Genomic DNA, 13,282 nt, shown 5'->3' with positions numbered 1-13,282 from the left:
ATACACGTTTTCCTGAGCTAAGTCTTAAATAAAATGTATAGAGAAATTAATTATTTATTTTTTATGACTGTGTCTGGCACAGATGATTTAGACGTTGTTGGCAAAAGGTGGCCCCAGTAATTTGCAGATGATGGGGTGCAGCCAGTTAATACTTTGTGTGGAGAAGACAGAATGCTAAACCAATCAACTGGCGTCATTACGCCTGCCGCCAGCACTATTCGTGCTCCAATCATGACCAGCCGTGAAATTGCCGCTCTCACAGCTAAGCGTCATCCAGATGTCAAAAGAGATATCGAAGCCATGCTTCTTCAGCTTCAGGAAGATGCGAGCAGATTTGCTCACATCTATTTTGACAGCATGAATCGTCAGCAAACCGAGTATCACCTCGACCGTGAGCACACCCAATGCCTCATTACCGGTTACAGTGCAATCCTTCGCATGAAAGTGATCAAGCGACTGCATGAGTTAGAGGAAAGCCAGCCGGTCAAAATCCCGCAGACCTTTGCTGAGGCACTCCGCCTGGCCGCTGAAGCGGAAGAGGAGAAAGAGCGCCTGCAGCTGCAACTTACTGAAGCCGCACCAAAGGTTGCGTTCGTGGATCGCTACGTCACGGCCACCAGTTCAATGACATTCCGGCAGGTGGCAAAACTTCTTGAAGCCAAAGAGCCTGAATTACGCCTGTTCCTGATTGAAAGCCGGGTTATGTACCGACTCAATGGCGTACTGACACCTTACAGCCAGCACATCGATGCTGGTCGGTTTGAGGTCAGAACCGGAACCACTACCGAATCAAATTACATGTTCAGCCAGTACCGCTTCACCGCAAAGGGCGTTCAGTGGATTGGCGGGCTGTGGACGGCGTACAAAGCTGCAGGCGGTGCTGAGTGAGGGCATTGCTTACACCTGAAATAGCGCCGCGCACAGGGATAGTGCTGCTCAAGCCGGGACCGGAGCTGCTGAAGCTGTTCAAATCCCGCATTGTGATCAGCACTCCGACAATGGATATGGCAGACCTGCCATCAGGACGGCTGAACGAAGGCACTCAGCCGCTGCTTGATGAACCCTCATTGATTCCCTTCTTCAGCCACGAACGTGTGATAAAGGCCGCTGGTGGCCCGAGTGCGCTGGCATCGTTCGTCCAGTCATTTAGCTGCTGTCAGTGGGAGCAGCCGGGTGCCTGGCACCACCACGATTTCACAGTGTCAGAAATCGAAAGCGGACTGGTGTCTCTCTGCTACAGCCACGATAATGAGTTCAGGGAAAACGGCGTTCCCGGCAGCCTGGAGAATATCGCCGAAGGAAATACCGCTCTCTGGATCATCAGGGCTGCATGTAGCCAGATGGCATTACCACCCGATCACCACCTGACTATGCCTGAACTGTGCTGGTGGGCGACCCTGAATGATGTAATTGACCTGATACCGGAGGCACCGGCCCGGCGCGTTCTGCGCATGCCGAAAGAGCCTGTGCAGTCTGGCGAACTCAAAGAAGCCAGGATTGTGCCAGCCCGTCCCGCCCGTGAAGTTATTCAGGACGCCGCTCAGGTCGTCAAAAAGATAATCAGCCTTCAGGCCGATCCGGAGTCGCCTGAGTCATTCATGAAACGCCCTAAGCGCAAGCGCTGGGAGAGTGAGAAATACACACGATGGGTTAAGTCACAAAGCTGTGCCTGCTGTGGTAGCCCGGCAGACGATCCTCATCACATCATCGGACACGGTCAGGGAGGAATGGGAACAAAGGCCCATGATTTATTCGTGATACCGCTTTGCAGGGCGCATCACGACGAGTTACACCGCGACCCAAAACTTTTTGAGTCGAATTACGGCAGCCAGGTTGAGCTGCTATTCAGGTTCCTGGATTTCGCGATTGCAGTCGGCGTGATTGGGACAGATAAAAAATAAAGTGTGTGGAGAAGGTGAGCATGAAAATAGAATCGGCGCTGAAGCATTTCAACCCGAAGAGTCTGCAGATCAGTGACTCTTCCCGTGCAACCGGTAGTGAAGGGCTTACAGGTACAGACCTGATGGCTGCTATCGGGATGTGTCAGTCAAAGTCACCAATGGGGATTGCAGCCGTTCTGGCTAAGTCCGGCGTCAGTGAAGAAGATAAGGACCGTGTAATCGGCCTGCTTATGATGCATGCAAGACGTAATACCCCAAAGCTCGTTATTAAAGCGGCGGGCTCAAAGCTGCCATCCTGCATCCGTGTTCTTGCAAAGCTGGCCTATGAGGATTATGTCCGCTCTGCGTCAAGCACCCACTCATGTCCTGACTGCAATGGGCGCGGCCTTACCAACAGCATCGAGCATGTGATGACCCATCCCGGATGTTCAACGCCTGACAATGATAACTACGTACCACCAAAGTACCGACTGGATACGGTGGAAAAGATGTGCGTGACATGTCACGGCAAGGGCGCGGTAACAGAGCGGTGCCGTTGCAATGGCACTGGCCGGGTGCGGGACATTGAAAAATCCAGGCTGACCAACACCATCGTCGAGAAAAATTGCAAACGCTGCGGGGGAAGAGGATTCACGCGGTCGCCAGGCACAAAAGCCTACCGGGCTATCAGTGCGCTGATTCCTGACCTGCAGGAGAGAACGTGGAACCGTAACTGGAGGCCGTTCTTTGATGCACTGGTGGCCAAGCTTGAGCAGGAAGAGTCTCACGCTGACCAGACCTTCCAGAAGATTACCCGCCCAACAAACAGCGACTGACCAAAGATAACTGTTGCTTTTGTCCGGGAATGGATTAATATCTTCTCATAGTGGGGATTTTATGAGTCTTCCGCACTAAACAGATTTATCTGGTTCGCTAAGCGCGGGTCAGTTGCACATTAAGTGGATGTCCGAAAGCCCTGCAGCCTCACCAGCTGGCGGGGCTTTTTTATTTGCTTATCCCCTGCAAGGGATACGCAGCAAATTATCCCCGACAAGGGGTAAAGAAATTAACCCTGTTGCTGACGGGCAAGGCAGTTACCGCTGTAGCGTCAGGGTTCCCACACAAAGAGGTCGCCAGAGAGCGACCTTTTTTCGTTTTTGCGCACACCAATCAGTCTCCACACACACTTTTGACACCGTGGTGTTGCGCATCTTTCTTCTGGCTACCGACAGCACCGCCCGTAATCACGGAGGTGATATGAGTATCGATATGAGCAAACTGGCTTCAGGCGCAGCTTATGGCGCATCTGCCGGGACGATCGCCAATGGTCTTTTGACCCGGCTTAGTCCCGATGAATGGAGTGCTGTAGGCGTCCTGGCCGGTATTCTGGTCGCGCTTTTCACGCTCGGCATCAACTGGTATTACAAGCGCAAGGCTACGCTGGCGCAAATCAAAGCCCTTCAGCGCTGGCCTACTGCACCAGACATTAGCGAGGAATAACCCATGGCTATGTCAAACAGCCTGCGCAATAAGCTTATTGCTGTCGCGGGTGGCGGAGCTATGGCTATCGCTACAGTATTCCTCGGCGGAAAGGATGGAGTGGAGGGCAGGGTATACGAGCCCTATAAGGATGTGGCTGGCGTCTGGACTGTCTGCGACGGTCACACCGGCACCGACATCATTAAAGGCAAGAAGTACACCGATCGGGAATGTGATCGCCTGCTGTGGAGTGACCTGCAGCCTGTTAAGAAGTCGGTAGACAGCATGGTCAAAGTGCCGCTGGGTGAATATCAGCGGGCGGCGCTCTACAGCTTCACCTATAACGTTGGCACCAGCGCGTTCTCCAAATCAACCCTGTTGAAGCGCCTGAACTCAGGTGATGTTGATGGTGCATGCGAAGAGCTTCGGCGCTGGGTATATGCCGGCGGCATGAAATGGCGGGGTCTGATGAACCGGCGAGACATGGAGCGCTCATTGTGTCTGGCGGAGAGTGTCGATGACCTTAAAGGCTAAGCTGCTACTGGCGATCGGGCTGCTGATTATCGTCGCTATCGCCACTTCAACGGCGTTTGCACTCTATTACCGGGGCAATGCCATTGACTATAAGGCTCAGAGTGACACTGCTACCAGCAACCTGAAGCAGGCCAATGAAACTATCACCGATATGCAGACGCGCCAGCGTGACGTGGCTGCCCTCGATGAGAAATACACGAAGGAGTTAGCGAGTGCGAAAGCCACTATCGATCAGTTGCATGATGATGTTGCTACTGGCAAGCGTCGGTTGCAGCTCAACGCCACCTGCGCGAAGCAGTCCGCCACCGGCCCCGCCGGCCTGGATGATGCAGCCAGCGCCCGACTTACTGACGCCGCTCAACGGGATTATTTCACCCTCAGAGAGCGAATCGAAGTCGCCAGAAAGCAAATAGCCGGGCTGCAGCAGTACATCAGAGAACAATGCCTGAAATGATATCCCTCTTTTTCACGTTTCAGCTCAGCTGACACTAATGCATAATCTTCGGTAAAGGCTTTTACCTGAGTAAATCATGGAAATTGAGATTGGAAGTTTTACACGAGTTGAAGAGAAATCTGTCTACGCTGAAGTGACGATTTACACCGATCCCGACTCGGGTGGTGAAAACGTGTCCTTGTACCTGAAGTTACCTTATGAGGTGGAAACAACTTTAGCTGAGTTAGAAAAGGTGGCTAAAGCCCAGGCAATCAAACAAATGAGATCTGCTGCAGACTGGTTAGCCGCAAAATCTGACTAATCACCGCGGCATCATCACAAGGCGCATTTGCGAGTGCACCCGATGATGGATTTTACCATTTTCGAGGTTTAGTATGATTTCCCCATGTTTTCATGGTGGATAAATCATAGGAGTTTGGAATGTCTGATTTTGACGATGAAGATTTACCAGAGATGGACGATGAAGACGAGGAAGGGCCTGATAGCATCAATGAAATCTATGGATATGACGATCCAGAAGATAATGAAGAGGCCGCTTTTGATGACGTTTTGAAAGCCATGGAAAAGGGTGAGTAATATCTCGATATAAACCGCCTCCGGGCGGTTTTTTTATTTTGTGCTGAAAACTGCATTCGTAGAGTTCACTTTTCAGCATAAACACTATGAATCATCGGCTGGTGGCCTTACCAGTTCCGAGGATTTAACGCATCCAGCCAGCAGGAAAATCTGATGTCCGAGCCTCGCATTTATAACAGCCGCTGGGATAAAGCCAGACTCTCATTCCTGAAGTCACATCCTCTCTGCTCCATGTGCCATCGGCAGGGCAGGGCAGTGGCTGCTGCTGTTGTTGACCACATCAAACCACACAGGTTGAAAGAGGCCATCAACGGTGGCAAGCAGGACGAGATAGCAAAGGCTCAGAAGCTCTTCTGGGACAAGGCCAACTGGCAGCCTCTCTGCAAGCAGCATCACGACTCGACCAAGCAGCGCGAAGAGAAGCGCGGACACGTCATAGGGTGCGATGAGAACGGCCTTCCCCTCGACCCGTCATCCCATTGGCGCAAATGAGAATGAATATCACTTGACATCGGGAGTGAGAGGGTCATGACCAAATGATAACGATTATCATCACCATCGGGGTGGGCGGGTGCAGAGTTCAGGGGATAGCGACCTCCTGACCGCCCGCCCCCCTTTTTATGCACAACCGCGAAATGAAAAGTTTTTTTCTGGGAGGTTTTTATGGCCGGAAGACGACCAAAACCGACCCACCTTAAGGTCGTTACCGGCAATCCGGGCAAGCGAAAACTCAACGACAAAGAGCCTGCACCCGCGAGAGAAATCCCCAGCCCGCCGTCACACCTCACTGATTGGGGAAAGGTAGCGTGGGGAAAGCTGACTGTCCTGCTCGACGGGATGGGCGTGCTGACCGTTGCCGATGTGCTGGCGCTGGAAAGGCTCTGTGATATCTACGCCGATATTCTTCAGCTGCGGATCACTATTGCCGAAGAGGGCAGAACTTACACGGTCCAGACCGATGGCGGATTTCTGATTAAAGCCAACCCGGCTGTTTCGATGCTGGCTGATGCAGACCGGCGCTTCAAAAGCTACCTGGTAGAGTTCGGCCTTACACCGGCTGCCCGGTCAAAGGTGAACGTGAATGGTGGAGAAAAAGAAGAAGACCCGCTCAACCAGTTCTTCGGTTGATCCGGCGACGCAGTATGCAATGGATGTTACCAGCGGTGCGGTCGTTGCCGGGCCAGATATCCGCGCGGCATGCGCCCGTCACCTTCGCGATCTGGAGGAGGGTCCGAAGCGCGGCCTGTTCTGGGATGTTGAAGCGGTAACGCGCGTTGTTAACTTCTTTGCTCAGGTTCTGAAGCTGAATGGCGGTGAACATGAGGGGAAACCTTTCATACTGCTGCCGTGGCAGTGTTTCATTGTTGGCTCCCTGTTCGGCTGGAAAGCGGAAGACGGCACGCGCCGCTTTCGCATGAGCTATATCGAGTCCGGTAAGGGCTCGGGTAAATCGCCACTGGCGGGCGGAGTTGGTCTTTATCTGCTGATGGCAGACAAAGAGCCCCGCGCCGAAGTTTACGCGGCGGCCACGAAAAAAGACCAGGCGATGATCCTGTTCCGCGATGCGGTGACGATGGTCGATCAGTCGCCCGCGCTTGCGCAGCGCATCACCAAATCCGGTACTGGCCTGAACGTGTGGAACCTTGCGTTTCTGCAGACGGGCTCTTTCTTCAAGCCGATCAGCTCCGATGATGGTCAGTCAGGCCCGCGCCCGCATGGCGCACTGATTGACGAAGTGCACGAGCACAAAACAAACGCCGTTGTTGAGATGATGCGTGCCGGTACTAAAGGCCGCCGTCAGGCCCTGATGTTTCTGATCACCAACAGCGGCCACGATAAAACCAGCGTCTGCTATGAGTACCATGAGTACGGGCGGAAGGTTGCCGCCGGAGACCTGGAGGATGACAGCTTTTTCAGCTTCATCTGTTCGCTGGATGAAGGCGACGACCCGTTTAAGGACGAATCCTGCTGGGGGAAGGCTAACCCTTCGCTGGGCCAGACCTTCACTGACAAATATCTTCGGGAGCAGGTGACACAGGCGCGTGGCATGCCGTCAAAAGAGAGCATCGTCCGCCGCCTGAACTTCTGCCAGTGGGTGGAGGCGTCCGACCCGTGGATTGACAGCGACACCTGGATGAACTGCGAACAGGACTTTGACCCCGAAGATTTGGCAGGCGAAGAGTGCTATGGCGGTCTGGACCTGTCCGGCTCCCGTGACCTGACGGCGCTGGCGCTTTACTTCCCGAAATCCAAAAAACTGCTGGTTGAGTTCTGGACGCCAAAAGATTCTCTGCTTGAGCGCGCCAAAACGGACCACGTTCCTTATGACGCCTGGCTGCGTAACGGCTTTATTCACGCGCCGCCAGGCAAGGCGGTCAATTATGGCTTCGTGGCGGTGCGCATCGGTGAGCTGGCGGCCAGATACGATATTAAGTGCATCGCGTTTGACCAGTACCGCATTAAGTATCTGGAGCCCGAGCTGGAAAGCGAGTCTGTGAGCGTTGACCTTGTTCCGCACGGTCAGGGATTTTACAAGGCTCAGGAGTCCGGGCTATGGATGCCGCGCTCTATCGAGCTGTTTGAGGAGCATCTTAATAACCGGGTGCTGACTATCCGGCCCAATCCCTGCCTGCGCTGGAATGCCGCCTGTGCGGTGCTTGAGGCTGATCAGAAGGACAACCGCATATTTGCCAAAAAGAAAAGCACCGGCCGCATCGATGGCGTGGTGGCTTCGGCTATGGCAATCGGCGCAGCGGAGGATGCGGTACTGGTGGACAGCGGCGATCCTGATGATTTTTTTGATGACCCGATCATGGTAGGTATCTGATGAAGGAAAAAAAACGGCCGGGTCGCATCAAGAGCGCGATTGTGAACTGGCTCGGTGAGTCGATTGGGCTTAATGACGCTGCGTTCTGGCAGGAGTGGTACGGCACAAGCAGCAGCGGTAAGGTTGTGACAGCCGAGAAAGCGCTGGCGCTGGCCTCTGTCTGGGCCTGCGTGCGCCTGCTGAGCGAGTCAGTTTCAACCCTGCCGATGAAGGTTTACGAACGTGCTGCTGACGGCTCGCGCAAGCTGGCGCTCAATCATCCGGCCTATCAGCTGCTGTGCCGCCGCCCGAACAGCGAAATGACACCATCGCGCTTCATGCTGATGGTCGTTGCCAGTATCTGTCTGCGGGGTAATGCCTACGTTGAGAAAAAGATGATCGGCACCAAGCTGGTCTCACTGGTTCCGCTGCTTCCCCAGAGCATGAAGGTGGAGCGGCTGGACAGCGGCGAACTGCAGTACACATACACAGAGAAGGGCGTACCGCGCATCATCCCGGTTAAAAATATGATGCACATCCGGGGTTTTGGACTGGATGGTGTATGCGGAATGATGCCGATGCGCACCGGGCGAGACGTGTTTGGCGCAGCGATGGCGGTCGAAGAATCAGCCGCAAAAATTTTTGAAAACGGTATTCAGACGTCAGGTTTCTTTCTGTCAAAGAACCTGCTGACCAAAGAGCAGCGCCAGAAAAACCGCGAAAACCTCAACCGGTTCGTTGGTTCAAAAAACGCGGGCAAGGTGATGGTCCTTGAGGGTGACATGTCCTATCAGGGCATTACCCTTAATCCTGAAGATGCTCAGATGCTGGAGTCACGATCATTCAGTATTGAGGAAATCTGCCGCTGGTTCCGCGTGCCGCCGTTTATGGTGGGTCATGTTGATAAGCAGAGTAGCTGGGCGTCGAGCGTTGAAGGCATGAACCTGCTGTTCCTGACGAATACGCTGCGCCCGATGCTGGTGAACATTGAGCAGGAGATTTCACGCTGCCTGCTGAACGGTGATGAAGACCTGTTTGCTGAGTTCTCCGTTGAAGGCCTGCTTCGTGCCGACAGCGCCGGACGCTCCGCTTATTACACCACTGCCCTGCAGAACGGCTGGATGTCCCGTAATGACGTGCGCCGTCTGGAGAATCTGCCGCCGATTGAGGGTGGTGATATCTACACCGTGCAGCTGAATCTGACACCGCTTGAAGACTTACGCAAAAACAGCACCGCCGCAAGGGCCACACTATTGCGTGAAGTTCACAACGCCGTTTTCCCGGACATTCCTTTCGAACAATCACCGCTTAAACAGGCGGCTTAGGAGCACCCCCAATGACAGTAAAAAGTCTTCCGGCAGCGCCGGAGGGGCGGCCTTTTGCGCGCGAAAATCGCGATCTGCCGTCTTCTGCAATGGAGCGCTGGAACGGCGGCATCAAGGCCGCAAAAAGTGATGACAACAGCATTTCCGTGTTCGACGTCATTGGCGCTGACTGGTACGGCGACGGCGTTACCGCCAGCCGCATTGCTGCCGCGCTCCGCTCAATCGGTGGTGCCGACGTGACCGTGAACATCAATTCGCCGGGCGGCGACATGTTTGAAGGCCTGGCGATTTATAACCTGCTGCGTGAGTACGAAGGGAAGGTAACCGTCAAGGTGCTGGGCCTCGCAGCTTCTGCTGCGTCGATTATCGCGATGGCAGGGGATGAGGTTCAGATTGGCCGCGGTGCTTTTCTGATGATCCACAACTGCTGGGTTTATGCGATGGGCAACCGTCACGACCTGCAGCAGATTGCGGCGGACATGGTGCCTTTCGACAAGGCGATGAATGACATCTATGGCGCACGTACCGGTCTGGATGCTGCCACCATCGACGCGATGATGGATGCTGAAACCTATATCGGCGGCAGTGATGCCGTTGAAAAAGGTTTTGCAGATCGCCTGCTGGCGGCGGATGAAATCGCTGACGGCGACGACAGCCCTGCCGCCGCACTACGCAAGCTGGACGCGACACTGGCAAAAACTGATATGCCACGCTCCGAGCGCCGAAAACTTCTTAAAGCATTAACCGGCAGCAAGCCTGGCGCTGCTGCCACCCCTGAAGGTATGCCGGGCGCTACCGACGAAATCAACCCCGAAAATATTGCTCAACTTAAAAACGCGCTGGCCGCGTTCGGCTAATAAGGATTCATCATGTCAGATGTAAATGAGTTACTGAAAAAGGTATCTGCAAAGCTGGAGGAAGTGTCCGGCACCTTCAGTCAGAAAGCTGAAGATGCGCTTAAAGAAGCAAAAAACTCCGGCCAGCTCTCTGCCCAGACCAAGGAAGCTGTAGACAAAATCGCCACTGAGTTTAACGCGCTGACGGAGGCTAACAAGGCCTTGAAAGCTTCGCTGGGCGATCTGGAACAGCACGTTGCGCAAATGCCACTGGCTAACGCAAAAAAGGTCATCGAAACCGTCGGTCAGACCGTGATCAGCAGCGAAGCGCTCAAGTCTTTCGCCGCCAGCATTGAGGGAAACCGCCGCCTGAGCATTCCGGTTAATGCTGCACTGCTTTCAGCGGACGTTGCCGATGGTGTTGTTGAGCCACAGCGCCTGCCGGGTATTGATACGCAGCCAAAACAGCGCCTGTTTATCCGCGATCTGATTGCCCCCGGTCGCACCTCGTCTCCGGCTATTTTCTGGGTGCAGCAGACAGGCTTTACCAATGCCGCAAAAGTGGTGCCTGAGGGCACGACCAAGCCGTACAGCGGCATCAAGTTTGCCACCAAAATCACGCCGGTAGTCACTATCGCTCACATGTTCAAAGCCGCGAAGCAAATCCTTGACGACATGCCGCAGCTTCAGTCAACCATCGATGCAGAAATGCGCTTCGGCCTGAAGTATGTCGAAGAGCAGGAGATTCTTTTTGGCGACGGCACCGAAGGCGCACATCTGCACGGCATTGTACCTCAGGCCACCGCGTTTGAGGCCGCGTTCGAAGTCGCAAATCAGAGCGGTATTGATGACCTGCGTCTGGCGATGCTTCAGGCACAGTTAGCGCGTTTCCCTGCGTCGGGCCACATTCTGCACTTTATCGACTGGGCCAAAATCGAGCTGACCAAAGACACGCTGGGCCGCTATATCCTGGCAAATCCGGCTGCGCTGACCGGCCCGACACTCTGGGGGCTGCCAGTTGTGGCCACCGAAACTGCCGCATTCCAAGGGAAATTCCTTACCGGTGCGTTCAATGCTGCCGCACAGCTCTTTGATCGTGAAGAGGCCAACGTGGTCATCTCAACTGAGAACGCCGACGACTTTGAGAAAAACATGATCTCAATTCGCTGCGAAGAGCGTCTGGCGCTGGCGGTTAAGCGCCCTGAAGCCTTCATTTATGGCTCGTTCACCGCTCCTGCTCCGGCTGGCGCGTAACCCATCACGGCGGCCTGCGGGCCGCTTCACGGAGAAAGCACGATGAAACTGACTCTTGTCCGGCCCAACTATCACGAAGGCGTTGTCGTTCCTGAAGGCGGCACGATTGAAACCACGGAGCAGCATGGCCGCGAGCTGGTGAAAAAAGGTTACGCGCGGGTAGTGGCTGACGATGACGCCAAAGCGAAAGCGGCAGCTGAAGCGAAGGAAAAAGCTGAAGCTGAAGCCAGAGCAAAAGCCGAAGCCGAAGCCGATGCTAAGGCTCAGGCAGAGGCAGAAGTCAGAGAAAAAGCGGACGCGGAAGCCAAAGCGAAAGCGGCAGCTGAGGCGAAAGAAAAAACTAAAAAATAAGGCGTTACCATGCTGCTGACACTTGAAGAAATCAAACAGCAGTGCCGACTGGAGAGCGACTTCACGGAAGAAGATCGGCTGCTTGAGCTTTTTGCTCTGGCCGCCGAGGCAAAGGCGGTGACCTACCTCAACCGTAATCTGTATAAAACGGTGGCTGATATTGCACCGCTGGATACCGATGGCATGATTATTACTGAAGATATCCGGCTTGCATTGCTGATGCTGGTCAGCCACTGGTATGAGCATCGTAGTTCAGTTTCAGAGCTGGAGATGACGGAGACGCCCCAGGCGTTTGAGTTCCTGCTCAATTCGCGACGTCTGCCGGTATCGGGGTATTAGCATGCAGCGACGCTCATCAAACACCAGTGCCATATTCACGCTGCCCGACCCCGGTGAACTTAATAAGCGCATTCACCTGCGCCAGCGCATCGACCTGGCGGCAGCGGATTACGGCATAGAGCCGGTCTATCAGAACGAAAAAGACGTGTGGGCGAAGGTCAGGCAGGTGGGTGCCACTACCTATCACGAATCCATTCAGGCTGATGACACCATAACCCACTATATGACGATCCGTTACCACCGTGGCATCACGTCAGATTTTGAGGTGGTTTACGGCGGTTATGTGTATCGCGTCAAGCGCCTGCGCGACCTAAACTCTGCCGGTCGTTATCTGCTGCTGGAGTGTGAGGAGCTGAGGGCTGTCGACAGCGACGGAGAGATGTATGGCTAAGCCGCTTCTGCACGTTGATTTTCAACAGCCTACAGATTTGACATTCAACCGGGCAAAAATGCGCCGCGCCTTTATTCAGATTGGTCAGGTTCACATGCGTGATGCCCGGCGTCTGGTCATGCGCCGCGGTCGTTCTGCACCGGATGAATATCCGGGATTCAGGACCGGCAGGCTGGCGCGATCAATCGGCTATTACGTTCCCCGAGCATCAAAAAGCCGTCCGGGTCTGATGGTGCGCATCGCGCCAAACCAGAAGCGGGGCGAAGGTAACCGCCTCATTGAGGGCGACTTTTATCCGGCGTTTCTGTTCTACGGCGTGAAGCGCGGCGCTAAGCGCAAAAAGAGTCACCACAAAGGCAAGTCGGGGGGCAATGGCTGGCGCGTTGCCCCGCGTAAAAACTACATGACCGAGGTACTGGAGGCGCGCAAAACGTGGACGCGCTACGTCCTTAGTCGTGCGCTGCGAACCTCCCTGCGGCCTGAAAGGAAAAAGAAATGAAACTATCACTGGTGATCGCTGCACTCCGGGCGCGATGTCCGATTTTCGCGGGCAACGTCGCCGGGGCGGCTGAATTTAAAGCCATCCCTGAAACAGGAAAGATGCGTCTGCCGGCGGCGTATGTGGTGCCGACCGAAGACGTCACCGCTGAGCAGAAGTCCCTGACTGACTACTGGCAGAACGTGACTGAAGGCTTTGCGGTAGTCGTGGTGCTGGACAATACGCGCGACGAGCGCGGTCAGGCAGCCGGGTATGACGCCGTGCACGATGTCCGGCAGCAAATCTGGAAGGCGCTTCTCGGCTGGGAGCCTGATTCCGACGCAGGCCCGGTGGCGTATTCCGGCGGTCAGCTGCTGGATATGGACCGGGGCCGCCTTTATTACCAGTTCGAATTCATGCTGACGCGGGAAATCACCGAAGAAGACACGCGCCAGCAGGATGATCTTAACGCTCTGGACGAGCTGAAAACGGTCGAAATCGACGTTGACTATATCGATCCGGGTAATGGCCCTGACGCCATCATTGAGCACCATACCAAAATCAATCTCAGCGAGTAAA

The 13,282-nt window shown here is 54.6% G+C and carries 19 protein-coding genes; all 19 read left to right on the top strand.

Annotation, left to right across the window (positions count from 1 at the left end):
• Positions 1-171: 171 nt before the first annotated feature.
• The 19 genes from ACNY69_RS04985 to ACNY69_RS04895 all read left to right on the top strand — a co-directional run bounded on the left by ACNY69_RS04985 (position 172) and on the right by ACNY69_RS04895 (position 13,281).
• On the top strand, positions 172-888 hold the full coding sequence (locus ACNY69_RS04985; protein ID WP_418797488.1) for a phage antirepressor KilAC domain-containing protein: 717 nt from the start codon (positions 172-174) through the stop codon (positions 886-888).
• Entirely contained in the window at positions 885-1,901 is a 1,017-nt protein-coding gene (locus ACNY69_RS04980) for a DUF968 domain-containing protein (RefSeq protein WP_418797486.1), read from the top strand. Before ACNY69_RS04985 ends, ACNY69_RS04980 begins: the two co-directional genes overlap by 4 nt.
• 20 nt (positions 1,902-1,921) lie before the next feature.
• Positions 1,922-2,716, top strand: a complete 795-nt coding sequence (locus tag ACNY69_RS04975; RefSeq protein WP_418797485.1) for an antitermination protein Q — start codon at positions 1,922-1,924, stop codon at positions 2,714-2,716.
• 421 nt (positions 2,717-3,137) lie between these two features.
• Positions 3,138-3,380, top strand: coding sequence for a phage holin (locus ACNY69_RS04970; protein ID WP_418797484.1), 243 nt, complete (start codon positions 3,138-3,140; stop codon positions 3,378-3,380).
• Between the two features lie 3 nt (positions 3,381-3,383).
• The gene (locus ACNY69_RS04965; protein WP_418797483.1) at positions 3,384-3,893 is read left to right on the top strand and encodes a lysozyme; all 510 of its coding nucleotides are present in this window, start codon (positions 3,384-3,386) and stop codon (positions 3,891-3,893) included.
• Entirely contained in the window at positions 3,877-4,347 is a 471-nt protein-coding gene (locus tag ACNY69_RS04960; RefSeq protein ID WP_418797482.1) for a lysis protein, read from the top strand. The genes ACNY69_RS04965 and ACNY69_RS04960 overlap by 17 nt, the downstream gene beginning before the upstream one ends.
• Positions 4,348-4,423: 76 nt before the next feature.
• A complete protein-coding gene (locus ACNY69_RS04955; RefSeq protein WP_418797480.1) occupies positions 4,424-4,648 on the top strand; it encodes a hypothetical protein in 225 nt (74 codons plus the stop codon).
• Positions 4,649-4,767: 119 nt separating this feature from the next.
• On the top strand, positions 4,768-4,923 hold the full coding sequence (locus tag ACNY69_RS04950) for a hypothetical protein (RefSeq protein ID WP_418797479.1): 156 nt from the start codon (positions 4,768-4,770) through the stop codon (positions 4,921-4,923).
• 153 nt (positions 4,924-5,076) lie between these two features.
• Positions 5,077-5,415 carry an HNH endonuclease gene (locus ACNY69_RS04945; RefSeq protein ID WP_418797478.1) on the top strand — a complete coding sequence of 113 codons (339 nt, stop codon included), beginning with the start codon at positions 5,077-5,079 and terminating at the stop codon, positions 5,413-5,415.
• Between the two features lie 171 nt (positions 5,416-5,586).
• The gene (locus tag ACNY69_RS04940; RefSeq protein ID WP_107319502.1) at positions 5,587-6,051 is read left to right on the top strand and encodes a phage terminase small subunit P27 family; all 465 of its coding nucleotides are present in this window, start codon (positions 5,587-5,589) and stop codon (positions 6,049-6,051) included.
• A complete protein-coding gene (locus tag ACNY69_RS04935) occupies positions 6,005-7,750 on the top strand; it encodes a terminase large subunit (RefSeq protein WP_418797477.1) in 1,746 nt (581 codons plus the stop codon). The genes ACNY69_RS04940 and ACNY69_RS04935 overlap by 47 nt, the downstream gene beginning before the upstream one ends.
• Positions 7,750-9,054: a phage portal protein gene (locus tag ACNY69_RS04930; RefSeq protein ID WP_418797476.1), complete on the top strand. Its 1,305-nt coding sequence runs from the start codon at positions 7,750-7,752 to the stop codon at positions 9,052-9,054. Before ACNY69_RS04935 ends, ACNY69_RS04930 begins: the two co-directional genes overlap by 1 nt.
• 11 nt (positions 9,055-9,065) lie before the next feature.
• On the top strand, positions 9,066-9,911 hold the full coding sequence (locus ACNY69_RS04925; protein ID WP_418797475.1) for a head maturation protease, ClpP-related: 846 nt from the start codon (positions 9,066-9,068) through the stop codon (positions 9,909-9,911).
• A 12-nt stretch (positions 9,912-9,923) separates the two neighbouring features.
• On the top strand, positions 9,924-11,144 hold the full coding sequence (locus tag ACNY69_RS04920) for a phage major capsid protein (protein ID WP_126689581.1): 1,221 nt from the start codon (positions 9,924-9,926) through the stop codon (positions 11,142-11,144).
• A 42-nt stretch (positions 11,145-11,186) separates the two neighbouring features.
• The gene (locus tag ACNY69_RS04915) at positions 11,187-11,495 is read left to right on the top strand and encodes a DUF7210 family protein (RefSeq protein WP_418797473.1); all 309 of its coding nucleotides are present in this window, start codon (positions 11,187-11,189) and stop codon (positions 11,493-11,495) included.
• Between the two features lie 9 nt (positions 11,496-11,504).
• Positions 11,505-11,834 carry a head-tail connector protein gene (locus tag ACNY69_RS04910; RefSeq protein WP_418797472.1) on the top strand — a complete coding sequence of 110 codons (330 nt, stop codon included), beginning with the start codon at positions 11,505-11,507 and terminating at the stop codon, positions 11,832-11,834.
• 1 nt (position 11,835) lies between these two features.
• On the top strand, positions 11,836-12,225 hold the full coding sequence (locus ACNY69_RS04905) for a phage head closure protein (RefSeq protein WP_418797471.1): 390 nt from the start codon (positions 11,836-11,838) through the stop codon (positions 12,223-12,225).
• Positions 12,218-12,724, top strand: coding sequence for a hypothetical protein (locus ACNY69_RS04900; protein WP_418797470.1), 507 nt, complete (start codon positions 12,218-12,220; stop codon positions 12,722-12,724). Before ACNY69_RS04905 ends, ACNY69_RS04900 begins: the two co-directional genes overlap by 8 nt.
• Positions 12,721-13,281: a phage tail terminator protein gene (locus tag ACNY69_RS04895; protein WP_418797469.1), complete on the top strand. Its 561-nt coding sequence runs from the start codon at positions 12,721-12,723 to the stop codon at positions 13,279-13,281. The genes ACNY69_RS04900 and ACNY69_RS04895 overlap by 4 nt, the downstream gene beginning before the upstream one ends.
• Position 13,282: the final 1 nt, after the last annotated feature.

The sequence above is a fragment of the Pantoea graminicola genome (assembly GCF_048452665.1).
Lineage (GTDB): Bacteria > Pseudomonadota > Gammaproteobacteria > Enterobacterales > Enterobacteriaceae > Pantoea.
This window is presented reverse-complemented; position numbering and strand designations above follow the sequence as displayed.